The sequence below is a fragment of the Jatrophihabitans fulvus genome (assembly GCF_054781375.1).
Genome location: NZ_BAAGUN010000007.1, coordinates 185,165 through 207,319 on the forward strand (window position 1 = coordinate 185,165; position 22,155 = coordinate 207,319).

At 73.8% G+C, this 22,155-nt stretch carries 22 protein-coding genes; 16 read left to right on the forward strand and 6 right to left on the reverse strand.

Annotation, left to right across the window (positions count from 1 at the left end; translation table 11 throughout):
* Positions 1–22: 22 nt before the first annotated feature.
* From ACYVP9_RS20455 to ACYVP9_RS20475, 5 genes are read right to left on the reverse strand one after another with little or no spacing between them, the layout of a single operon-like run.
* The gene (locus tag ACYVP9_RS20455; RefSeq protein WP_460606948.1) at positions 23–841 is read right to left on the reverse strand and encodes an ABC transporter ATP-binding protein; all 819 of its coding nucleotides are present in this window, start codon (positions 839–841) and stop codon (positions 23–25) included.
* On the reverse strand, positions 841–1,899 hold the full coding sequence (locus tag ACYVP9_RS20460; RefSeq protein ID WP_460606798.1) for a FecCD family ABC transporter permease: 1,059 nt from the start codon (positions 1,897–1,899) through the stop codon (positions 841–843). Before ACYVP9_RS20460 ends, ACYVP9_RS20455 begins: the two co-directional genes overlap by 1 nt.
* Positions 1,896–2,918 carry a FecCD family ABC transporter permease gene (locus tag ACYVP9_RS20465; RefSeq protein ID WP_460606799.1) on the reverse strand — a complete coding sequence of 341 codons (1,023 nt, stop codon included), beginning with the start codon at positions 2,916–2,918 and terminating at the stop codon, positions 1,896–1,898. Before ACYVP9_RS20465 ends, ACYVP9_RS20460 begins: the two co-directional genes overlap by 4 nt.
* On the reverse strand, positions 2,915–3,868 hold the full coding sequence (locus tag ACYVP9_RS20470) for a siderophore-interacting protein (protein WP_460606800.1): 954 nt from the start codon (positions 3,866–3,868) through the stop codon (positions 2,915–2,917). The genes ACYVP9_RS20465 and ACYVP9_RS20470 overlap by 4 nt, the downstream gene beginning before the upstream one ends.
* Positions 3,869–3,885: 17 nt before the next feature.
* Entirely contained in the window at positions 3,886–4,914 is a 1,029-nt protein-coding gene (locus tag ACYVP9_RS20475; protein ID WP_460606801.1) for an MBL fold metallo-hydrolase, read from the reverse strand.
* A gap of 91 nt (positions 4,915–5,005) precedes the next feature.
* Between ACYVP9_RS20475 and ACYVP9_RS20480 the strand changes: the two genes are divergently transcribed.
* Entirely contained in the window at positions 5,006–5,767 is a 762-nt protein-coding gene (locus tag ACYVP9_RS20480; RefSeq protein WP_460606802.1) for a hypothetical protein, read from the forward strand.
* Positions 5,768–5,773: 6 nt separating this feature from the next.
* On the opposite strand, the gene ACYVP9_RS20485 is transcribed toward ACYVP9_RS20480, so the two are convergent.
* Entirely contained in the window at positions 5,774–6,991 is a 1,218-nt protein-coding gene (locus tag ACYVP9_RS20485) for a hypothetical protein (protein ID WP_460606803.1), read from the reverse strand.
* 121 nt (positions 6,992–7,112) lie between these two features.
* On the opposite strand from ACYVP9_RS20485, the gene glmS reads away from it, so the two are divergent.
* From glmS to groES, 15 genes are all read left to right on the forward strand, one after another.
* Positions 7,113–8,954 (forward strand): glutamine--fructose-6-phosphate aminotransferase, encoded by a 1,842-nt coding sequence (gene glmS / locus ACYVP9_RS20490; RefSeq protein ID WP_460606804.1) that lies wholly within the window; start codon positions 7,113–7,115, stop codon positions 8,952–8,954.
* A gap of 20 nt (positions 8,955–8,974) precedes the next feature.
* On the forward strand, positions 8,975–10,003 hold the full coding sequence (locus ACYVP9_RS20495; protein ID WP_460606805.1) for an NAD(P)/FAD-dependent oxidoreductase: 1,029 nt from the start codon (positions 8,975–8,977) through the stop codon (positions 10,001–10,003).
* Positions 10,000–10,371 (forward strand): holo-ACP synthase, encoded by a 372-nt coding sequence (locus tag ACYVP9_RS20500; RefSeq protein ID WP_460606806.1) that lies wholly within the window; start codon positions 10,000–10,002, stop codon positions 10,369–10,371. The genes ACYVP9_RS20495 and ACYVP9_RS20500 overlap by 4 nt, the downstream gene beginning before the upstream one ends.
* 135 nt (positions 10,372–10,506) lie before the next feature.
* Positions 10,507–11,928, forward strand: coding sequence for a bifunctional ADP-dependent NAD(P)H-hydrate dehydratase/NAD(P)H-hydrate epimerase (locus ACYVP9_RS20505; protein ID WP_460606807.1), 1,422 nt, complete (start codon positions 10,507–10,509; stop codon positions 11,926–11,928).
* Positions 11,929–11,947: 19 nt separating this feature from the next.
* Positions 11,948–13,051 carry an alanine racemase gene (gene alr / locus ACYVP9_RS20510; RefSeq protein WP_460606808.1) on the forward strand — a complete coding sequence of 368 codons (1,104 nt, stop codon included), beginning with the start codon at positions 11,948–11,950 and terminating at the stop codon, positions 13,049–13,051.
* Positions 13,051–13,560 (forward strand): tRNA (adenosine(37)-N6)-threonylcarbamoyltransferase complex ATPase subunit type 1 TsaE, encoded by a 510-nt coding sequence (gene tsaE, locus ACYVP9_RS20515; protein ID WP_460606949.1) that lies wholly within the window; start codon positions 13,051–13,053, stop codon positions 13,558–13,560. Before alr ends, tsaE begins: the two co-directional genes overlap by 1 nt.
* On the forward strand, positions 13,557–14,237 hold the full coding sequence (gene tsaB / locus ACYVP9_RS20520; RefSeq protein ID WP_460606809.1) for a tRNA (adenosine(37)-N6)-threonylcarbamoyltransferase complex dimerization subunit type 1 TsaB: 681 nt from the start codon (positions 13,557–13,559) through the stop codon (positions 14,235–14,237). The genes tsaE and tsaB overlap by 4 nt, the downstream gene beginning before the upstream one ends.
* On the forward strand, positions 14,234–14,692 hold the full coding sequence (gene rimI / locus ACYVP9_RS20525; protein ID WP_460606810.1) for a GNAT family protein: 459 nt from the start codon (positions 14,234–14,236) through the stop codon (positions 14,690–14,692). Before tsaB ends, rimI begins: the two co-directional genes overlap by 4 nt.
* Complete coding sequence (gene tsaD / locus ACYVP9_RS20530; protein WP_460606811.1) at positions 14,689–15,711, forward strand: tRNA (adenosine(37)-N6)-threonylcarbamoyltransferase complex transferase subunit TsaD; 1,023 nt, start codon at positions 14,689–14,691, stop codon at positions 15,709–15,711. Before rimI ends, tsaD begins: the two co-directional genes overlap by 4 nt.
* Entirely contained in the window at positions 15,708–15,923 is a 216-nt protein-coding gene (locus ACYVP9_RS20535; protein ID WP_460606812.1) for a hypothetical protein, read from the forward strand. The genes tsaD and ACYVP9_RS20535 overlap by 4 nt, the downstream gene beginning before the upstream one ends.
* Positions 15,924–15,970: 47 nt before the next feature.
* The gene (locus ACYVP9_RS20540; RefSeq protein WP_460606813.1) at positions 15,971–18,934 is read left to right on the forward strand and encodes an AMP-binding protein; all 2,964 of its coding nucleotides are present in this window, start codon (positions 15,971–15,973) and stop codon (positions 18,932–18,934) included.
* A 64-nt stretch (positions 18,935–18,998) separates the two neighbouring features.
* Positions 18,999–19,529 (forward strand): SigE family RNA polymerase sigma factor, encoded by a 531-nt coding sequence (locus ACYVP9_RS20545; RefSeq protein ID WP_460606814.1) that lies wholly within the window; start codon positions 18,999–19,001, stop codon positions 19,527–19,529.
* A complete protein-coding gene (locus ACYVP9_RS20550) occupies positions 19,526–20,959 on the forward strand; it encodes a beta propeller repeat protein (RefSeq protein ID WP_460606815.1) in 1,434 nt (477 codons plus the stop codon). Before ACYVP9_RS20545 ends, ACYVP9_RS20550 begins: the two co-directional genes overlap by 4 nt.
* On the forward strand, positions 20,956–21,663 hold the full coding sequence (locus ACYVP9_RS20555) for a DUF4232 domain-containing protein (protein WP_460606816.1): 708 nt from the start codon (positions 20,956–20,958) through the stop codon (positions 21,661–21,663). The genes ACYVP9_RS20550 and ACYVP9_RS20555 overlap by 4 nt, the downstream gene beginning before the upstream one ends.
* A gap of 141 nt (positions 21,664–21,804) precedes the next feature.
* On the forward strand, positions 21,805–22,110 hold the full coding sequence (gene groES, locus ACYVP9_RS20560; protein ID WP_460606817.1) for a co-chaperone GroES: 306 nt from the start codon (positions 21,805–21,807) through the stop codon (positions 22,108–22,110).
* Positions 22,111–22,155 lie beyond the last annotated feature (45 nt).

Consider the following 22,155-nt stretch of genomic DNA (forward strand, 5'->3'; position numbering starts at 1 on the left):
TCTCAGGTTAGGTAAAGCTTGCCTAACCTAGCGGTACTGCCTGTGTGCTGGTCAAGCGGCCCGTCGGGACGACCATCGGCGCCCCGGACACCGGGCAGGGGACGACCAGGCTCTCGAGCGCGAACGTCTCGCGGACGGTCTCGGCGGTGATGACCTCGGCCGGGGCACCGCCGCGCAGCAGCACGCCGTCGCGCATGAGACAGATGTGGTCGGCATAGCGCGCGGCCAGGTTGAGGTCGTGCAGCACCATGACGATCGTCGTGCCGCGCTCGCGGTTGAGGTCGGCGAGCAGGTCGAGCACCTCGACCTGGTGGGTGACGTCGAGAAAGGTCGTCGGCTCGTCGAGCAGCAGCAGATCGGTCTGCTGCGCCAGCGCCATCGCGATCCAGACCCGCTGCCGCTGCCCGCCGCTGAGGCTGTCGACCGGACGGTCGGCGAGCTCGAGTGTCGAGGTCGACGCCAGCGAGCGGGACACGATCGCGTCGTCCTCGGCCGACCACGCCGAGAACCAGCCCTGGTGCGGGTGCCGTCCGCGCCCGACCAGTTCGGCCACCGTGATGCCGTCCGGCGCGATCGGTTGCTGGGGCAGCAGGCCGAGGGTGCGGGCGACGTCCTTCGTCCGCAGCGAGTGGATGTCCTGGCCGTCGAGCACGACCTGTCCGGCGACCGGTCGGAGCAATCGCGCCAGGCCGCGCAGCAGCGTCGACTTGCCGCAGGCGTTGGGTCCGGCGATCACCGTGACCCGGCCGGGCGGCACCGTGAGGTCGAGGTCCCGGACGACGCGCCGGCCCTCGTAGCCGAGCGACAGGCCGTCCGCCCGGAGTTCGTGTCGGGACATGATCACCTCTCTGCGACGGTCGCGCGGCCGCCGGCGACGAGCAGCCACAGCAGGTACGGGGCGCCGATGGCGCCGGTCAGCACCCCGGCCGGCAGCTGCACGTCACCGGGCAGCAGGTGCGCGGCGGTCAGGTCGGCCACGAGCACGAGCAGCGCGCCCACGAGCGCGGCGGGCAGCAGTGCCGGGGTGCCGTCGCGCAGCAGTCGCCGCGCGATCGGGGCGGACATGAACGCCACGAACGCCAGCGGTCCCGCGCCGGCGACCCCGACGGCCGCGAGCAGGACCGCGAGGGTGAGCAGCAGCGCCCGGCGGCTGCGGGCGGGGACGCCGAGCGCGTCGGCGGTGTCGTCGCCCAGCTGCAGCACCCGCAGGTCGCGGGCACGGGCGGCGAGGGCGGCGAGGAGCACGGCCAGACCCCCTGCCGTGACGGCGACGCCCGACCACGTGGCGTTGCCGACGCCGCCGACGAGGGCGGCCAGCGCCACCTGCGCCTGCTGCACCTCGGCGCGGGTCAGCAGGTAGTTCAGCAGCGCCGCGACCATGAACGCGACGCCGATGCCCACGAGCACGAACCGGCCACCGGCCGTACCGCCACGGCCGGCGACGACCGCGATGACCGCCGCCACGGCCAGCGCACCCGCGGCGGCGAGGCCCGACAGGGCGAGTCCGGACCAGCCCAGCAGCAGGGTGCCGATCACGGTGCCGACGCTGGCCCCGCCGGTGATGCCGAGGATGTCGGGGCTGGCCAGCGGGTTGTGCAGCAGCGACTGGAACAGCGCGCCGGCCAGGGCGAGGGCGGCGCCGGCCAGCACCGCCAGCACCACGCGGGGCAGGCGCAGGTCGAGCACCAGGAAGTCGGTGAACTCGGTGCCCTGCCCGACGAGCACGCGTCCGATGTCGGGCACGGAGACGGTGAGGTCGCCGATGCTCAGGCCGGCGGTGGCGACGGCGACGACGGCGGCGGCGAGGGCGGTGACGACGCCGCGGTACCGGCGCCGCCGACGCTGTCGGGGGCGACGGACGCCCGCGGCCGCCGCGACGGGATCGAGCAGGTCCGTCAACGCGCGAGCACCCGCCCTCCGCGGACGAGTGCGAGCATGACCGGCGCCCCGAGGAACGCCGCGACGATGCCCGCCTCGAGCTCGCCCGGGCGGGCGACGAGCCGTCCGAGGATGTCGGCGGCGGTGAGCAGCACCGGTCCGAGGACGGCGGCGAACGGCAGCACCCACCGGTAGTCGTTGCCCGCGAGCCGGCGCGCGATGTGGGCGACGGCGAGGCCGACGAAGGCGATGGGCCCGACCAGTGCGGTGGCCGAACCGCAGAGCAGCACGATCGCCGAACCCATGAGCAGGCGGGCCCGGCGCAGGTCCTGCCCGAGGCCCTGCGCAGCGTCCTCGCCGAGGGCGAGCGCGTTCATGGCGCGTCCGCTGGCGAAGGCGAGCAGCGCGCCCGCGACCAGCAGCGGGGCGATGGTGACGAGGCTCGTCGCGTCCGGGTCGCCCAGCGACCCGACGGACCAGAACCGGAACTGCTGCAGCGTGGTGCGGCTGGTCAGCAGCACCATCGTCACGAGCGAGGTCGCCGCCGCGGTCACGGCGGCTCCGGCGACGGCGAGCCGGAACGGGCTGGCCCCGCCGCTCGAACGGGCGGCGACGGCGTAGACGAGCACGGTCGACAGCGCCGCGCCGGCGAAGCCGAACCAGACGTAGCCGAGTGCGCTGGTCACGCCGAACCAGGTGATGCCGACGATGACCAGCATTGAGGCGCCGGCGTTGATGCCGAGCAGGCCCGGGTCGGCGATCGGGTTGCGGGTGATGCCCTGGATGACCGTGCCTGCGAGTCCCAGCGCGGCGCCGGCGGCGATCGCGGTGAGCGTGCGCGGCACGCGGAGGCCGCGGACGGTCGGCGCGAACGGGGCGTCGGGATCGAGCAGCGCGCGCAGCACGGCGGCAGGGGAGATGTCACGGGCGCCGAGGGCCAGGCTCAGCACGGCGGCGACCACGAGCAGGCCGAGGCAGGCGGCGAGCAGCCGCGCACGCCGGGCGGTGCGGACCGGGCGCTCGGTGGTGCCGGCGGTCACGACTCTTCGGCGCGGCCTTCGCGCCAGTAGCCCATGAAGGCGACGCGCTTGCGGTCGATGCCGCGCTCGGTGACCAGCAGCCGGCGCAACCGCTTGATCGTCGCGGCCTCGCCCGCGAGCCAGGCGTAGAACCCGTCCGCGCCCCGTTCCGGGCTCTCCCAGAGCAGCTCGCGGTCGACGTCGACGTCCTCGACGACCTGCCGGACGGGGGCGGCCGCCTCGGCGACGACGTCGGGGTGGGCGTCGAGCCAGGTGGTCAGGGCGACGTGCAACCGCGCGCCGCGGAACGCCGGGTCGCGTGCCAGCCAGACGCGCTCGCAGTGCGCGCGGGTGCGCATCGGCAGCGCGTCCGCCTCGTCGGCGGTCTCGAGCAGGACGGTGGCGCGGACGCGGGCGTCCAGGGACTCGAGGATCGCCGCGATCGCCGGGACGGCGGTCTCGTCGCCACACAGCAGCACGCGGGTGGCGACCCCCGGGCGGAAGTCGATGCCGAGGTGGGAGTGCACGCTGCGGGCGTCGGGACCCACGACGAGCAACCGGCTGCCCGCCGCGGCGCCGGCGAGCCAGGCCATGGCCGGTCCGGACGTGTCGTGCACGGCGAAGTCGATGTCCAGCTCGCGCGCCTCGGGACGCACCGCGCGCACGGTGTAGGTGCGCAGCGGGTTGCGCTCGGCCTCGGGCAGCGCCCGCCAGCGGGTGTACCAGTCGTTCGTCAGGTGCGAGGCGGGGTCGTCGGCGCCGAGATCGGCGAGGTGTCCGCCGGGCAGCGGGAACAGCAGTTTGATGCGCTGGTCGAGCCCGTCGGTGCCGAACACGTGCAGGTCGTCACCGGTGACGGTCACCCGGGTGAAATGCGGCCCGAGGACGGTCACGCGCGCCACCGTCACCGCGAACGGCCGGTACGCCGGACGGTCGTCGCGCGCGGGTGCCGCCGCAAGTGAGGTAAGCATTGCCTAACACTGGCACATCAGGCAGGGCTGTAGCGAGCCACCCCGTCGATTCTCATGCTTTTCAGGCGTCCGCGTTCGACCAGGACGAGCAGGTGCGCGACCGTCTCCTGGGTCGCGAGCAGCTGATTGAAGACGTCGAGGTCGTCGAAGTGGCGGCGGCGGCGCGTCCAGCCGAGCGCGCGGGCCACCTCGAAACCGGTCTCCGCACCCTTCGCCACCGCGCCCGCGGTCTCGTCCAGCCGCTGCTCGTGGTGGGCCAGCAACTCGTCGATGCGCTCGTGCACCGAGCGCGTCACCGGCCCGTGGGCCGGGAACAGCCGGGCGTCCGGCAGGGCGCGGACCAGCTCCAGGGACGACAGGTAGTCGCGCAGCGGGGAGGGCGGGCGGTCGAACTCGACGCCGATCGACGGTGTGATGTGCGGCAGCACGTGGTCGCCCGCGAACAGCGCGCCGTGGTCGGGATCGTGGAAGACCAGGTGCCCGCGGGTGTGGCCGGGGGTGCTGATCGCGCGCAGCGTGCGGGTGCGCAACGGCAGCTCGGTGCTGTCGGCGACCCAGGTGTCGGGCTGCTCCCAGTCGGAGAGGTCGGCGGCGCCGTTCCACGCGCGGACGAGCTCGGCGAGCTCGTCCGCTCCCGCCTCGAGCAGCCGGGGGACGTCCGGGTGGGTGTCGGGACGATGGCGGATGAGCTCGAGGTTGCGACGCTCGCCCTCGCCCAGCGCGACCCGGCTGCCGAACCGCCGGCGCAGCGCCACGGCCTGCGTGTAGTGGTCGCGGTGCACGTGGGTGCAGAGGAACTCGCGCACGTCGCCGAGCTCGAAGCCCACCTCTCGGAGGCCCTTCTCGAGCAGCTGCTCCGACTCCTCCAGGGCCCACCCGGCGTCGACGCAGACGACGTCGTCGCCGTCGACGATCGCGTACACGTTGACGGCCTTGAGGCCGTCGTTCGGCAGCGGCAACGGGATGCGGTGCACGCCCGGGGCCACCTGCTCGGCGCCGGGGCGCTCCCAGGCGTGCCGATCGTCGCTGGTCGCCGGCGTGGTCATGTGCCGCACGCTATCGGCCGGGGTGATCGGTTGAGAGCGCAGTGAGTCGAGGCCGACACCGCCGAGCAACCGTTGCCACGATCGAACGGACATGACTTCGACGACCAGCCCTCGCCCAGCCCCCACGCCGGACGCCGACGCCGCGCCGAAGCGGTTCGGCCTGTCCTGGACGCAGATCATCGCGGCCGGGTTCGCGTCGATCACGGCGACGGTGATCCTGTCGTTCTTCTCGATCAGCGGCACGTTGATCGGCGCCGCCGTCTTCAGCATGGCCAGTGCCGTCGGCAACGCCGTCTACAGCGCGTCGTTGCGCACCACCACCGACAAGGTCGTGAGCGTCGCGGGCGTGGTGCGCTCCGACCCGGCGTCGCCGACGGTGGCGCTGCCGGCCGTCCAGGACGCCGCGGCGACCGACGAGCAACCGCCGGCGCTGCCTGCGCCGCAGAACGCGCTGCCGGCCCGCGCGTGGAAGCGGGTCGCGGTCTTCGCGCTCGCCATCTTCGCCACCGTCATGACTACCGTCACGGCGGTCGAGCTCATCGCCGGCCGTCCGCTCACCGACGTGCTGCGCGGGGACACGGGGACGGGGACCTCGCTATTCGGCGGTTCGTCCGGCCGGGGCGCCGTGGACGTCCCGACCGTCGTGGTGACCGTGACGCCGTCCGTCGTCTACACGACCCCGACGGTGACGGTCACCGCCCCACCCGAGACGCAGACGTCGAGCGCACCGACCAGCGACGCGCCGTCGACGGACGGGTCGTCGCCGACCGACGCGGCGACGCCGTCCGACAGTCCGTCCGGGTCGGGCAGTTCGAGCAGCAGCGGCAGCAGCGGGTCCACGCCCTCCGGCTGACCGTGCTCAGAGCTTGGCGAGATCGAGCGAGGTGCTCTTGAACCTGTCCGCCGCCTTCGCCGCCTGAGCCTTGTAGTCGAGCAGGTGCGTGTTGCGCTCGCGGATGTCGGCGAGCAGCGTCGCGAACGGTTCGGAGCCGCTGTCGACGACGTGCTTCGGCTGGGCCCGCAGCGTGCGGTTCATGTCCTCGATGACGGTGTCGAGAACCTTCTTCATGCCGGTGAGGTCCTGCCGGCCCTGCCCCTGGTAGAGCTCGGCCTCCTTGCGGAAGCGCTCCCTGTCGGGGTCGGTGGTCGCGCCCTTGAGGTTGTCGACGGCACCCCAGAAGTTCGAGATGTGGGAGCTGCCGTCGCGGGTCAGGTTGTTCAGCTCCTGTGCCGCCTTCGTCATGCGGCCGAGCAGTCGGGTCAGTTCGCCCTCGACCTGCGCCGACGCCGACAGCTCGCCGCGGGCCGCCTTCTCGGCGTCCTTGACGGTGGCGTCGACGTCCGTGCGCAGCTGGCCGGCCAGCTCGGCGACCTTCTGCACGTTGTTCATGTTGTTCTCGAACCGGTCGCCCACCCGTCCGCGCGGGTCCTTCGGGGCGAGCAGCCCCGAGGGCCAGGAAGGACGCTCGAGCGACTCGATGCGCCCGACCGTGGTGCCGATCTCGTCCAGGGTCTTCAGGACGACGGTGCGTGCGGCGGCGAGCTGTTTGAGCAGGGTCGCGGTGGCGGTGCGGTCGCCGCCGTGGGCCGCGGCCATGACGGCGGTGGCCGCCTTGTCGAGCGCCGCCGACTCGTCCTGCGCGCGCCGCCACGTCTTGGCGAGGGTGTCGGTCATCGAGTCGAACGTCGACATGATCTTCGTGTTCGCGGCGTCGGTCCGCTTGACGGCGTCCTGGCGCTTCAGGTCGTAGACGCGATAGATGTCGTCGAGGCGCTTGCGCTCCTTGGGCATCGCCTGCTGCGTCAGCTTGCCGAGGTCGGTGAGCGTCTGCTTGTGCAGCGTCTTGTTGCACTTGCCGGCGGCCGTCCGCAGCGCCTGGTTGACGAGTTCGAGCTGCTGCTTGACCGACATGAAGACGTGGTCGGCGGTGGTCGACACCGGGTTCTTCACCGCCTCCTGCTCGAAACTGCGCACCGCGCGCTCGTACTCCTTGAGCGCCTTGCCGAGACCGGTCGACGGCAGGGTCTTCGCGCGGTTCCTGTCCCACCAGGTGGAGGTGAGCGTCGGTTCGGGCACGGCGGGCTCCTCTCGGGTAGAGGCGGATTGTCGACCCGCCGTCCGCCCACCGGCAGGGGTCGGAAGTCCCCGGGCGGCCGGTTACGACGGCTCCGGCGCGGGTCGCGGATACGCTGACCCCATGTGCGGGATCGTGGGATACGTCGGGCCGCGGCCGGCGCTGGACGTCGTCGTCGAGGGTCTGCGCCGACTCGAGTACCGCGGCTACGACTCGTCCGGGGTGGCGATCATCGGGCCCGACGGTCTCGAGACGGCCAAGAAGGCCGGTCGCATCGAGAACCTCGACAAGGAACTCGCCGCCCGTCCGCTGCCGGGGACGACCGGCATCGGCCACACCCGCTGGGCGACGCACGGGGCACCGAACGACCGCAACGCCCACCCGCACGCCGACGCGTCCGGTCGGATCGCCGTCGTGCACAACGGCATCATCGAGAACTACGCGAAGCTGCAGGCCGAGCTCGAGGCCGCGGGCATCGAGATGGTCAGCGACACCGACACCGAGACCGTCGCCCACCTGGTGGCCCTCGAGGTCGCGCAGGGGGCCGCCCTCGCCGACGCGCTGCGCGCGGTGTGCCGCCGGTTGCAGGGCGCGTTCACGCTGGTCGTCGTCGACGCCGAACAACCCGACGTGGTCGTCGCCGCCCGCCGCAACTCGCCCCTGGTCGTCGGCGTCGGTGACGGCGAGATGTTCCTCGGCAGCGACGTCGCCGCGTTCATCGAATTCACCCGCGAGGCGATCGAGCTCGGCCAGAACCAGGTCGTCGAGATCCGGGCGGACGGCTGCACGATCACCGACTTCGACGGGGCGCCCGCCGACGGCAGCCCGTTCACCATCTCCTGGGACCTCGCCGCCGCCGAGAAGGGCGGCTACGACAGCTTCATGCTCAAGGAGATGGACGAGCAGCCGCAGGCCGTGCGCGACACCCTGCTCGGCCACCTCGTGGGCGGCAGCATCGTGCTCGACGAGCAGCGCCTCGACCAGCAGGAGCTGCGCGACATCGACAAGGTCTTCATCGTCGCCTGCGGCACGGCCTACCACTCCGGTCTGCTCGGCAAGCAGGCCATCGAGCACTGGACGCGGGTGCCCGTCGAGGTCGAGATGGCCTCGGAGTTCCGCTACCGCGACCCGGTGCTCGACCGGCAGACCCTCGTCGTCGCCATCAGCCAGTCGGGCGAGACGGCCGACACGCTCGAGGCCGTCCGCCACGCCAAGGACCAGCGCGCCAAGGTGCTCGCGATCTGCAACACCAACGGCGCGCAGATCCCGCGCGAGTCCGACGCGGTGCTGTACACCCACGCGGGTCCCGAGATCGGGGTCGCCGCCACCAAGACGTTCCTGTCGCAGCTGGCCGCCGTCGAGCTCGTAGGCCTCGCCCTGGCGCAGGCGCGCGGCACCAAGTACCAGGACGAGGTCGCGCGCGAGTACGAGGCACTGTGCGCGGTGCCCGACTCGATCGCGGCGGTGCTCCGGACGATGGACCCGGTGCGGCACCTGGCGAGGGAGATCTCGGCGTCGCGGGCAGTGCTGTTCCTCGGCCGCCACGTCGGCTACCCGGTGGCGCTCGAGGGCGCGCTGAAGCTCAAGGAGCTCGCCTACATGCACGCCGAGGGCTTCCCGGCGGGCGAGCTGAAGCACGGCCCGATCGCGCTGATCGAGCAGGACCTGCCCGTCGTGGTCGTGATGCCGTCGCCGACCGGACGTCCGCTGCTGCACCAGAAGATGCTGTCCAACGTGGCCGAGATCCGGGCCCGTGGCGCCCGCACGATCGTCATCGGCGAACCGGACGACGCCGCCGCGCGCAAGCTCGCCGCCGACTGGGTCGAGGTCCCGCGCGTGCCCACGCTGCACTCGCCCTTCGTCACGACGGTGCCGCTGCAGGTGCTCGCCGCCGAGATCGCCGCCGCGCGGGGTTACGACATCGACAAGCCCCGCAACCTCGCGAAGTCCGTGACGGTGGAGTAGGCCCCCTCTAGGGTGGCGGTGTGACGATCCCTGCGGTGAAGTCGGTCGATCTGCTCATCGTCGGTGCCGGGCCGGTGGGCCTGTTCGGCGCCTACTACGCGGGGGTGCGCACTCTCTCGACGGCGGTGCTCGACTCGCTCGAGGAGCCCGGCGGGCAGATCACCGCGATGTACCCGGAGAAGGCCATCTTCGACGTCGCCGGTTTCCCCGCGATCAAGGGCCGCGACCTGGTCGACCAGCTGCTGCAGCAGGCGGCGCCGTTCGAGCCGCACTACCTGCTCGGCCATCAGGCCGTCGGGCTCGAGCGCGGCGACGGCGGGTTCGCCGTCACCACCGCCACCGGGCACCGCATCGAGTGCCGCGCCATCGTGATCACCGGTGGCATCGGCACCTTCACGCCGCGTCCGCTGCCCACCGGCGGCGAGTACCTCGGCCGCGGCCTCGTGCACTTCGTACCCGACCCGTCCGCGTACGCCGACCAGGACATCGTGGTCGTCGGCGGTGGCGACTCCGCCCTCGACTGGGCGCTCATGCTCGAGGAGATCGGCCGGTCGGTCACCGTGGTCCACCGCCGCGGCGAGTTCCGCGCCCACCAGCACTCCGTCGAACTGCTCCAGAAGTCGTCCGTCCGCATCCTCACCGACGCGCAGATCTCCGGCGTCCACGGCGACCCGGACGTCGAGCGGGTCGAGGTCACCGTCAAGGGCGAGGACGAGCCGGTGGTCCTCGACTGCGACAAGCTCATCGCCGCACTCGGCTTCACCGCGAACCTCGGCCCGCTCATGGAGTGGGGCATCGACATCCAGAAGCGGCAGATCATGGTGGGCACGACCGGACAGACGTCCGTGCCCGGCATCTACGCCGCCGGCGACATCGTCGACTACGACGGGAAGGTCAAGCTCATCGCGACCGGGTTCGGCGAGGTCGCCACCGCCGTCAACAACGCGTACGCCTATCTGAACCCCGGCAAGTCGGCGTTCCCCGGCCACCTGTCCGACTACGCGCCGCCGCCCGGCGAGGCCGTCGGCGCGTCGCCGAAGGCCGGATGATCGTCGGCGTCGGCATCGACGTCGTGCCCGTCGAGAGGTTCGCGCAGACCCTCGAGCGCACGCCCGCGCTCGCCGACCGGCTGTTCACCCCCGCCGAGCGGGTCACCCCGTCCGGGTCGCCGCGGTCGGCCGAGTCGCTGGCCGCCCGCTTCGCCGCCAAGGAAGCGCTGGCCAAGGCGCTCGGCGCGGGGGGCGGCATGCTGTGGACCGACGCCGAGGTCATGACGAACGAGCGCGGCGCGCCCGTGCTCACCGTCACCGGCACCGTCGCCGCCCGCGCCGAGTCGCTGGGCGTCACCCGCTGGCACGTCTCGCTCTCGCACGACGGCGGCATCGCGTCCGCCACGGTGATCGCCGAGCGCGAGTGACTGGTCCCTTCCCCGATTGACTGGCACGCTTCACCCCTGACTGGGTGACTACAACTCGCCAGCGAAACCCGGAGCGTGCCAGTCAACCCGTGAAGATGCCAGTGAACCGGGCGGCCGCTGGGTAGGACGTCGGGCGTGCGTGGCGTGTATTCGGTGGACGAGATCCGGGCGGCCGAGAACGAGTTGATGGCGCGGCTGCCCGACGGGGCGCTGATGGCGCGGGCGGCGCGCGGGCTCGAGGTCGAGTGCGCGCGGATGCTGGGCGACCGGGGCGGCGTGTACGGCGCGCGGGTCGTGCTGCTCGTCGGCGCGGGCAACAACGGCGGCGACACGCTCTTCGCCGGCGCCGGGCTGGCCCGCCGCGGCGCCCACGTGACGGCGCTGCTGCTCGTTCCCGACAAGGCGCACGCGGACGGGCTGGCCGCGTTCCGCTCGGCCGGCGGACGGGTGGCGGACCCGGCCCCGGACGTCGTGGCGTCGGCCGACCTCGTGCTCGACGGCATCGTCGGCATCGGCGGCACGGGCGGGCTGCGCGAGGCCGCCGTCCCGCTCGCCCGGGCCGCGGACGGCAGGTTCACGGTCGCCGTCGACGTGCCGTCCGGGGTCGACGCCGGCACCGGAGCGACCGACGGCGAGTCCGTGCGCGCGGACGTGACCGTCACCTTCGGCGCGCTCAAACCGGGCCTCGTCGTGGGCGACGGCCTGGACCGCGCCGGCGAGGTGAGGCTCGTCGACATCGGCCTGGACACCGCCCTGCCCACGCCGGCGACGCGGGTGCTCGAGGCGGGCGACGTCGCCGACCTGCTGCCCGTGCCCGGCCTCGCCGACAACAAGTACACCCGTGGCGTGCTCGGCGTGATCGCCGGTTCGGACGCCTACCCCGGTGCGGGAGTGCTGTGCACCGGCTCGGCGATCACCGGGGGCGCCGGGATGATCCGCTATGCGGGCACCGCCGCCGACACCATCCGCGCCCGGTACCCGGAGGTCGTCGTCCAGGAAGGGACCGACCTGCACGTGCAGGCGTGGGTGATCGGCCCGGGCATCGGCACCGACGACGCCGCCCTCGACCTGCTGCGCGGGGTGCTCGCCACCGACCGTCCGGTCGTCGTCGACGCCGACGGCATCACCCTGTTCGCCGAGCACCGCGACCTGCTGCGGCGCGACGCGCCGACCGTCGTCACCCCGCATGACGGCGAGTTCGCCCGCATCGCCGACGGCCCGTCCGCCGATCGGCTGGGGTCCGCCCGCACGGCCGCGCGGGAGCTCGACGCGGTCGTCCTGCTCAAGGGCAACGGCACCGTCGTCGCCGCGCCGGACGGCCGGGCGTGGGTCAACCCCACCGGCACGCCGTGGCTGGGAACGGCGGGCTCCGGCGACGTGCTCAGCGGGCTGATCGGCTCGCTGCTGGCGTCCGGTGTCGAGCCGCCGCTCGCCGCTGCCGCGGGGGCGTTCGTGCACGGCGTCGCCGGGCAGCTCGCCGCCGCCGACGGCCCGCCGTCCGCGGTCGACGTGCTGCACGCCGTCCGCCCGGCCCTGCACTCGATCGCCGCCGACTGAGGCCCGCGATACTGGACGGGTGCTGCGCACCGAAGCCCTCGTCGACCTGGACGCGATCCGCGGCAACGTGGCCACCCTCAGAGCGGGCACGTCCGCCGAGGTGATGGCCGTCGTCAAGGCGGACGGGTACGGGCACGGGCTGGTCCCGTCCGCCCGCGCCGCCCTCGCCGGCGGCGCGACCTGGCTGGGCACGGCGATCGTCGACGAGGCGCTCGCGCTGCGCGCCGCCGGCATCGACGTGCCGCTGCTGTCGTGGCTGTGGACCCCGGACGAGACGGAGTCGGTCGCGCTCGCGGTGGCCGCCGGCGTGGACCTGTCGGTCAGCAGCCGGTGGCAGCTCGACGCGGTGCGGGCCGCGGTCACCGACCGTCCGGCGCGGGTGCACCTCAAGATCGACACCGGGCTCTCGCGCAACGGTGCGTACCGCGACGACTGGCCCGAGCTGGTCGGCGCCGTCGCCCGCGCCGACGACGTCGAGGCCGTCGGCATCTGGAGCCACTTCGCCTACGCCGACGCGCCGGGACATCCGACGATCGGACGCCAGCTGGCCGCCTTCGCCGACGCCGTCGACACCGCCGCCGCAGCCGGGGTGCGGCCGGCGTACCGGCACATCGCCAACTCGGCCGCGACCCTGACGCTGCCCGAGGCGCACTTCGACCTCGTCCGCCCGGGCATCGCCGTCTACGGGCTGCCGCCGGTCGAGGGCGAGTTCGGCCTCACCCCCGCGATGACCCTGCGCGCCGGCGCGGCGCTGGTGAAGCGGGTCGCAGCGGGCGAGGGCGTCTCGTACGGCCACGAGTACACGACCCCGCGCGAGACCACGCTGGTGCTGGTGCCGGTCGGCTACGCCGACGGGGTGCCGCGCCACGGCTCGACGGTCGGCCCGGTGTGGGTCAACGGCCACCGGACGACCGTCGCCGGCCGCGTGTGCATGGACCAGATCGTCGTGGACGTCGGCGACACCCCCGTCGACGCGGGCGACGAGGTCGTCCTCTTCGGCCCGGGCACCCGCGGCGAACCGACCGCGCAGCACTGGGCGGACGCCGTCGGCACCATCCACTACGAGATCGTCACGCGCATCGGACCGCGCGTGACGCGCGTGTACACCGGGGGCGACGCGTGATCGGGCCGAGCCGGCCCGCGGGGCAGCACGCCACACCCGACCTGCGCGTCGAACTGCCCACCGCCGCCGACACGCACGCCCTCGGCGTGCGCCTCGCGTCGGTGTTGCGGCGCGGCGACCTCGTGATCCTCGACGGTCCGCTCGGGGCCGGCAAGACCGCGCTCGTGCAGGGCATCGGCGCCGGCCTGCACGTCAGTGGCACGGTCGTGTCACCGACGTTCGTCATCGCCCGGGTGCACCCTCCGGGCGAGGGTGGCGAGCTGCCGCTCGTGCACGTCGACGCCTATCGGCTGTCGTCCCTGGACGAGGTCGACGACCTCGATCTCGACCTCGACGCAGCGTCCGTCGTGACGGCCGTCGAATGGGGCGCGGGCATCGCCGAGCAGCTGTCGGACGCGCACCTGCTCGTCCGCCTCGAGCGCACCGCCGACTCCGAGGTGCGCGTGGCCACGCTCGTGCCGCACGACGGCGACTGGCCCGAGCGCCTCGACCGGCTGTCACTACGGTGAGGAGCGCCATGTACGTGCTCGCGATCGACACCTCGTCACCCGCGGTGACGGCCGGCCTGGTCGTCGTCGACGCGGCACAGGGCAGCGTCACCGTCGCCGCCGAACGCGCCCCGCTGGCCGCCCGCGGCCACGGCGAGCTGCTGAGCCCCGCCGTCGCCGAGTGCCTCTCGGCGGCCGACCTCGCCCCGAAGGACGTCGGCGCCGTCGTCGCCGGCACCGGGCCGGGCCCGTACACCGGGTTGCGGGTCGGCCTGGTCACCGCCGCCGCGTTCGCCGACGCGGTGGGCGCGCCCGCCTACGGCGTCTGCTCGCTCGACGCGCTCGGCCTGGCCGGGGCGGACGAGGCGGACCTGCTCGTCGCCACCGACGCCCGCCGCCGCGAGGTGTACTGGGCCCGCTACCACCACGGGGCGCGACAGACCGATCCCGCGGTGGGTCGTCCCGACACCGTCCCGCTCGACGGGGTGAGCGCCCTCGCCGGTGCCGGTGCCGAGCTGCACGCGGACGTCTGGCCGCACCTGCCGCGCCGGGCCGAGCGCTACCCCGACCCGGTGTCGCTGGTGCGCCTCGCCCTGGACCGCATCGTCGGCGACGCCGCCGGCGAGGTGCTCGAGCCGCTGTACCTGCGCCGTCCCGACGCGGTCGAGCCCGGCCGTCCCAAGACGGTGAGCCAGTGAGCGCGGCGACCCTGGTGCCGATGACCCCGGCGCACATCGAGGCCCTGCTGCCCTACGAGCACGCCATGTTCGGCACCGAGGCGTGGTCGGCGGCGAGCTACCGCGACGAGCTGGCCGACACCCGGCTGCGGCACTACGTCGCCGCCGAGGACGCCGACGGGTCGTTGCTCGGCTGGGCCGGGGTGATGGTCGTCGACGACACCGCCGAGATCCTCACCGTCGGCGTCGTGCCGCACGCCCGGCGCGGTGGCATCGGCCGGGCGCTGCTCGCGGCGCTGCTCGACCACGCGCGGGGCGAGGGCGCCACGGAGATCTTCCTCGAGGTGCGGCAGGACAACGACGCGGCGATCACCCTGTACGAGACCGAGGGTTTCGCGCCGCTCGGCCTGCGCCGCGGCTACTACGACGGCGGACGCGTCGACGCCCTCACGATGCGGAAAGAGCTCAAGGCATGACGATCGTGATGGGTATCGAGACCTCGTGCGACGAGACCGGCGTCGGCCTCGTGCGCGACGGCGTGCTGCTCGGCGACGCGCTCGCCAGCTCGATGGACGAGCACGCCCGCTTCGGCGGGGTCGTGCCCGAGATCGCCGCGCGGGCGCACGTGCAGGCGATGGTGCCGACCGTCCGCAAGGCCCTCGAGAACGCGAAGCTCACCCTCGACGACGTCGGTGCGGTCGCCGTCACCGCCGGTCCGGGGCTCGCGACCGCGCTGCACGTCGGGGTGGCCGCGGCGAAGGCGTACGCGCTCGCCCTGGGAGTCCCGCTGTACGGCGTGCACCACCTCGCCGGCCACGCCGCCGCCGACACCCTCGAGCACGGACCGCTGCCCGAGCGTTCGGTCGGGCTCATCGTCTCGGGCGGCCACACCAGCCTGCTGGGGGTGCGCGACCTCGTCCGCACGCCGATCGTGCACCTGTCCGACACCGTCGACGACGCCGCGGGAGAGGCGTTCGACAAGGTCGCCCGGCTCGTGGGGCTGCCGTACCCCGGCGGGCCGTCGATCGACAAGGCGGCGAAGGAGGGCGACCCGACGGCGATCCGGTTCCCCCGTCCGCTCACCGGCCCGAACGACCCGCCGCTGGGCTTCTCGTTCTCCGGGCTCAAGACGGCCGTCGCCCGCTACGTCGAGGCGCACCCGGACGCGAACGCGCCCGACATCGCGGCGAGCTTCCAGGAGGCCGTCGCCGACGTGCTGACGTCCAAGGCGCTGCGGGCCTGCCGCGACCAGCGCGTCGACACCCTCGTCATCGTCGGCGGGGTCGCGGCCAACAGCCGCATCCGGGCGCTCGCCGCCGAGCGGTGCGAGGCCGCGGGCATCGAGCTGCGCATCCCGCCGATGCGGCTGTGCACCGACAACGGCGCCATGATCGCCGCCATCGGCGACCTGCTCGTGCGCGACGGCGCGGCCCCGTCGCGTCCCGACTTCTCCGCCATCCCGACCGTCGAGCTGCGGCAGGCGCAGCTGACGTGAGCACCGTGATGTGGGAGGCCAAGGCCGCGGCCGGCCGGGCCGACGACCTGCTCGCCCACGCGCTTCGGCACGCCGACGCGGACGCGCAGGTGTTCCGCAGCGCCGACGACCGCGTGGTGGTGATCGACCCGTCCGGGCGCGGGGTGCCCGACCCGCCCGCCGATCTGGTCGAGCGCCCGGCCCACAGCTGGCCGTTCACCCGTGTGAGATGAACGGCAGGTTGCGTCACCCGCGCGCGACCAGCATCGTTTCTCGTGTGGTGAGCGACGGGGAGAAGACGGACATCGAGCGTCGGCGAGCCACGGGCCTGCCGGTGGTCGGCGCGCTGACCCAGACCGCCCGCCGGGTCGGGCAGACGGCCCGCAACGTCGCCGAGGTCGTGCGCTTCGGCGGCCTCGAGACCGACGACAGCCACAGCCCCTACGAGGTCGCCGCCGAACAGCCGATCTACCGGCTGCGCCACTACTTCGCCGACACGGCCCCGACCAACCGGGCGCCGATCCTGCTGATCCCGCCGCTGATGATGACCACCGAGGTGTGGGACGTCAGCCCCGACACGTCCGCCGTGGCCGCGCTGCATGCCGAGGGTGTCGACCCGTGGGTCATCGACTTCGGACGCCCCGACCACGAGCCCGGCGGCCTCGAGCGCACGCTGACCGACCACGTGCTGGCGGTCAGTGACGCCGTCGACCGGGTCGCCGAGGCCACCGGGCGCAAGGTGGTGCTGGCCGGCTACTCGCAGGGCGGCATGTTCGCCTACCAGGCGGCCGCCTACCGCCGCGGCAAGGATCTCGACTCGATCGTCGCGTTCGGCTCACCGGTCGACACCACCGCGCCGCTGCCGCTGCCGCTGGCGCCCGAGGTCGTGAACCGCCTCGCCAACGAGATCGTCGCCTCCGGGTTGCTGAAGACGGTGGCGATCCCCGAGTGGCTCGTCCGCCTCGGCTTCAAGTCGCTGAGCCCGGCCAAGTCGATCCAGGGCCGCATCCAGTTCCTGATGCAGCTGCACGACCGCGACGCGCTGGTGCCGCGGGAGCGGCAGCGGCAGTTCCTCGACCGGCAGGGCTGGACGGCGTATTCGGGGCCCGCGGTCGCCGAGCTGCTGGAGCAGTTCGTCGTGCACAACCGCATGCTCGAGGGCGGGTTCGTCATCGACGACGAGCTCGTCACGCTGGCCGACATCGACGTGCCCGTGCTGACGGTCGTCGGCACCCAGGACACGTTCGGCCACCCCGACTCGGCGCGCGCGATCCGCCGCGCCGCACCGCGCGCCGAGATCTACGAGATCACCCTCAACGCCGGCCACTTCGGGCTCGTCGTCGGCAGCAACGCCACCTCGATCACGTGGCCCGCCGTCGGCGCCTGGCTGTCGTGGCGCGACGGCCTGTCCGATCTGCCGCCCGACATCGTCCCGGCCGAGTCGGTCGACCCCGGACGCACGCTGAAGCCCAGCACCGCCGCGACCGCGCTCGCCCACGCCACCGAGTTCGGCATCGGCGTCGGACGGGTCGTGGTCACCAACGCGCTGCGGGCGTCCCGGGTGGTGCGCAGCGTGGCGCGCGACGCGCCCGCGCAGCTGCCCAAGCTCGCGCGACTGCAGCAGATCGACCCGTCCACCCGCATCTCGCTGGCGCTGCTGCTCGACGAGCAGGCCGCCCGCAACCCGAACGAGATCGCGTTCCTGTTCGGCGACCGCGCGCACCGGCAGTGGGACGTGAAGCAGCGTGTCGACAACGTGGTCAAGGGCCTCGTGAGCATCGGCGTGCGCCAGGGGGAGCGGGTGGGCGTGCTCATGGGCACCCGTCCGTCCGCCTTCGTGCTGGTGGCCGCGCTCAGCCGCCTCGGCGCGACCGGCGTGCTGCTGCGCCCCGACGCCGACGTCGCCCGCGAGGTCGCGCTCGGCGCGCCGACCTGGGTGATCAGCGACCCGGAGCACGCGTCGCTGCGCCAGAAGGTCGAGGGCGTGCAGTGGGCGGTGCTCGGCGGCGGCCCGCGCGACGGATCCGACGACGCGTTCCCCGGAGCCGTCGACATGGAACGGATCGACCCGGACGAGGTCGAGCTGCCCGGCTGGTACGACCCCGACCCCCATCGCGCCCACGACATCGGCTTCGTGCTGTTCAGCGGCGAGGGGGAGGGCACGCGCACCCTCGAACTCACCAACGGCCGCTGGGCGCTGTCGGCGCTCGGCACCGCGTCGGCGGCCGCGCTGCGGCGGGGCGACACGATCTACTCGACCACGCCGCTCTACCACTCGTCGGCGCTGCTCATGAGCATCGGCGGAGCGGTGGCCGGCGGCGCCCGCTTCGCGATGTCGAGCGCCGACGACGTCACCACGTTCTGGCAGGAGGTCCGCCGCTACGGCGCGACGCACGTCGCCTACACGTGGAGCTCGCTGCGCGACGTCGTCGACGGCCCGCCCGACCCGGCCGAGCGGCACCACCCGGTGCGGATGTTCATGGGTTCGGGCATGCCGCGCAACCTCTGGCGGCGCACCCTCGACCGGTTCCCGACGGCGACGGTGCTGGAGTTCTACGCGTCCGCGGGGGGCGACGTGATCCTCGCGAACGTCACCGGACGCTCGCCCGGCGCCATGGGACGGTCGCTGCCGGGCACGTCCGAGGTGCGGGTCGCGGCGTGCGACCTGACGACCGGACGGCTGCGCCTCGACGACCGGGGCCTGGCGCGCGAGTGCGCCGTCGACGAGGTGGGCCTGCTGCTCGCCCGCGTCGAGCCGGGCGACAGCGCCACCACGACCCCGATGCGCGGTGTGTTCGAGGTCGGCGACGCGTGGCGTTCGACCGGTGACCTGTTCCTGCGCGACGAGCACGGCCTGCTCTGGCTCGCCGGGCCGGTGGCCGAGGTCGTCCGCTCGGCGGACGGTCCGGTGATCCCCTCCGGTGCCCGGTTCGCGCTCGGCTCGCTGCCGTCCGTCGACCTGGTCGTCGCGTACGGCGTCACCGACGGCGACGCGGACGTGCTGGTGGCCGCCGCGACCCTGCGCGGCACGGCGTTCACGGCCGCCGACCTCGACCGGGTGATGGGCAAGCTGCCGGCGTTGCAGCGGCCGGTCTACGTGATGGTGGTCGACGACATCCCGCTGACGACGTGGCACCGACCGCAGTGGCGCGACCTGCAGGCCGAGGGCGTCCCGGCGCCGGGGGAGGGCCGGCGCGTGTGGCGGCTCGGACCCGACCGCGCCCACTACCGCGAGCTGAGCTGAGCAAGTCCCCACCGCCCTGCAACGAATCGGGACGTCGCCCTGTCTACTTCCCGTGACGGTGGTGATGAGGGAGCGGGTCACGGGCGTGCCGGCGCAGACGTGGGGTTACGCCGACTTCGTGCGTGAGCACACGTCGGCGCTGTTGCGCACGGCCTACCTGCTCACCGGCAACGGGCTCGCGGCCGAGGAACTCGTCCAGGACACGCTCGTCCGGCTCTACCCCCGCTGGGACAAGGTGACGAAGGCGGACGTGCCGTTGGCCTACGTCCGCCGGTCGCTGTCGAACAACTACGTCAACGACCGGCGGCGCGCCTCGCGCCGCGAGTACGCCTACGCCGACGTGCCCGAGCGCGTCGACGACCACGACGAGTTCGGCCGGGTCACCGACCGCGACCAGCTGCGCGACGTGCTCGCCGGGCTGCCCGAGCGGCAGCGGGCCGCGCTCGTGCTGCGGTTCTACGAGGGTCTCGACGACGCGGACATCGCCGACGCGCTGCACTGCCGGCCCGGCACCGTCCGCAGCCTGGTCAGCCGCGGGCTGGCCGCCCTGCGCGACCGGGTGGACGCGCACGCATCGAACGAGGGGTTGTCATGAGCAGGTTCTCCCGGCGGGGTGGCGAGCGCCGCGACGGCGGTCGCACCGCCGAGGCGCTGCGTCACCGGCTCGCCGAGCAGTCGCGGCAGGCGCCCCCGGGCGACCACCTCGCGGAGCTGATCATCGCCCGCGCCGAGGCGCAGCGCGCCGGCTACGCGCGCGTCCCCGCCGAGCCCGTCGCCACCCGCCGCCCGTGGGGACGTGTCGTCGCGGTGGCCGCGTCCGTCGCCCTGATCGCGGGTGCCGGGGTCGCGATCGCCACCTACGAGCCCGCCGACCACGACCGGCGCACCGACCAGCAGGCGGCGCGGACGGCCGTCCCCACGTCCGTCGCGCCCACGCCCGACCGCTCCACGGCGGCACCGGTGTCGTCGTCGGCCACGGCTCGTCCGACGCGGACCGTGAGCAAGGACCCGGCGGTGTCGTCGTCGCAGTCCATCAGCGCGGCCGACCTGACCGGGGTCGACGTCCTCGGCATCACCTTCACCGGCGGCGGCCGCGGCTGGGGGCTCGCGTCCGCCGACTGCGTGTCCGGCCCCGGCACCTGCACCGCCCTGCTGCGCACCGGCGACGACGGCCGCAGTTGGAGCACCTGGCGCTGGAGCCCGTTCCGCGTGCCGGGGGTCGAGGGCACCGCCCCGCTCGTCTCGCAGATCCGCTTCGCCACCGACCGCGTCGGCTACGTCTACGGTCCCGACGCGCTGCTGACGACCACCGACGGCGGCCGCACGTGGCAGCGGCAGCGCGGCGGCGCCGACGCCCTCGAGACCCTCGACGGCAACGTCATCCGGGTGCGCAGCGACGACGCGAACTGCGTCGGCGCCTGCGACCACACCGTGCAGACCGCCGACATCGGCTCGTCCGACTGGACGACCGTCCGCCTGCCCGGGGACTCGAGCGGCGACCAGGTCCAGCTCTCGCGTACCGGATCGTCGGCCTACCTGCTCGTCACCCGCGGGTCGCAGTCGCCGTCCGCGCTGTGGTCGTCCGACGACGACGGCGCGACCTGGACGGAGCGCGGCGAGGTGTGCGGCGGCAGCTACATCGGCCAGCAGCTGACCACGGGGGCGGACGGTTCGGTCGCGATGTTCTGCCGGGGGAAGGACGGGCGGGCGTTCGTCACCGTCTCGCCACAGGGCGCGAAGTCCTTCGTCCGGGGCGCCTACCGGTTCGGTGCTGCCACCGCCGGCGCCATCGGGCTGGCGGACGCCGACACGGTGCTCGTCAGCACCGACGACACCTACCGCTCGACGGACGGCGGCACCAGCTTCGCCCGCCTCGGCGCGAACGCGGGCAGCGACCCGGGCGTGCTCGAGTACCTCGGCTTCGCCTCGACCACCGACGCCCACGCCATCTCGGCCGACGGGCGTGCCATCTGGTCGACGTCCGACGCCGGACGGACCTGGACCCGGACGGCCACGTTCCGATGACCCGCCGCGCCGCCGTTCTCGTGCTCGCCGCGGCGGCGGCCGTCTCGCTGACGGCGTGTTCGTCCTCGGGGACACCCCCGGACGGCGGGACGACCGCGCCGGGGACGCCGTCGACACCGAGCCCGCCCGCCACGTCGTCGACGCCGATGCCCTCGACGACGGCCGCCACCTCGTCGGCACCTGCCGGCCACGCCTCGTCGTCCCCCTCCACGCAGCGACCGTCGACGACGCCGCCGGCCACGTCAGCTCCCACCGCCGGGGCGGCGTGCCGCGACGGGCAGCTGCGCATCTCGGCCGGCGCCGGCAACGGCGCGGGGGGCCACGACGCCTACGTGCTGCGCTTCCGCAACGTCTCGGCGCGGGGGTGCTCGCCGCAGGGCTACCCGGGCGTGGACGTCCTCGCGTCCGACGGTCGGGTGCTCGCCCACGCGGCGCGGACGCCGTACGGGTTCATGGGTGGCAGCCGGGCGGGAGCGCGGCGCGTCGTGCTGCTGCCCGGTGGCGTCGCGTCCGCCGTGGTCGAGTGGGCGAACGTCGACGCGCAGCACCCGAGCGGCCGCGGCTGCGACCTCGGCGCGGCGATCGCCGTGACCGCCGCCAACACCTACGACGCGGTGCGGTTCGCGCGCAGCGGCGTGGGCGTCTGCTCGCTGCAGGTGCACCCCACGGTCGCGGGCCGGACGGGCAGCGACGGCACGCCCTGACCTGCAGGACCCCCCACCCGGCGTCGACACGTTGGCACTCGCCGCGTTAGAGTGCCAAGTCGGAGAGGGTTGACCCCCGCGACGGCAACCCCCGCCACCACGAACCTGAACTCGTAGTCCTTCGTAAAGGGGAGCCACACCGTGACCGCCACCAAGGTCAGCATCAAGCCGCTCGAGGACCGCATCGTCGTCCAGACCAACGAGGCCGAGACCACCACCGCCTCGGGCATCGTCATCCCGGACACCGCCAAGGAGAAGCCCCAGGAGGGCACCGTCCTGGCCGTCGGCCCGGGCCGCATCGACGACAAGGGCAACCGCGTCCCGCTCGACGTCGCCGTCGGCGACACCGTCCTGTACAGCAAGTACGGCGGCACCGAGGTCAAGTACGCCGGCGAGGACTACCTGGTCCTGTCCGCCCGCGACGTCCTCGCGATCATCGAGAAGTAACACCCCAGCACCCGTCTCCGCCCCGGCCCGCGCACCGCGTGCGCC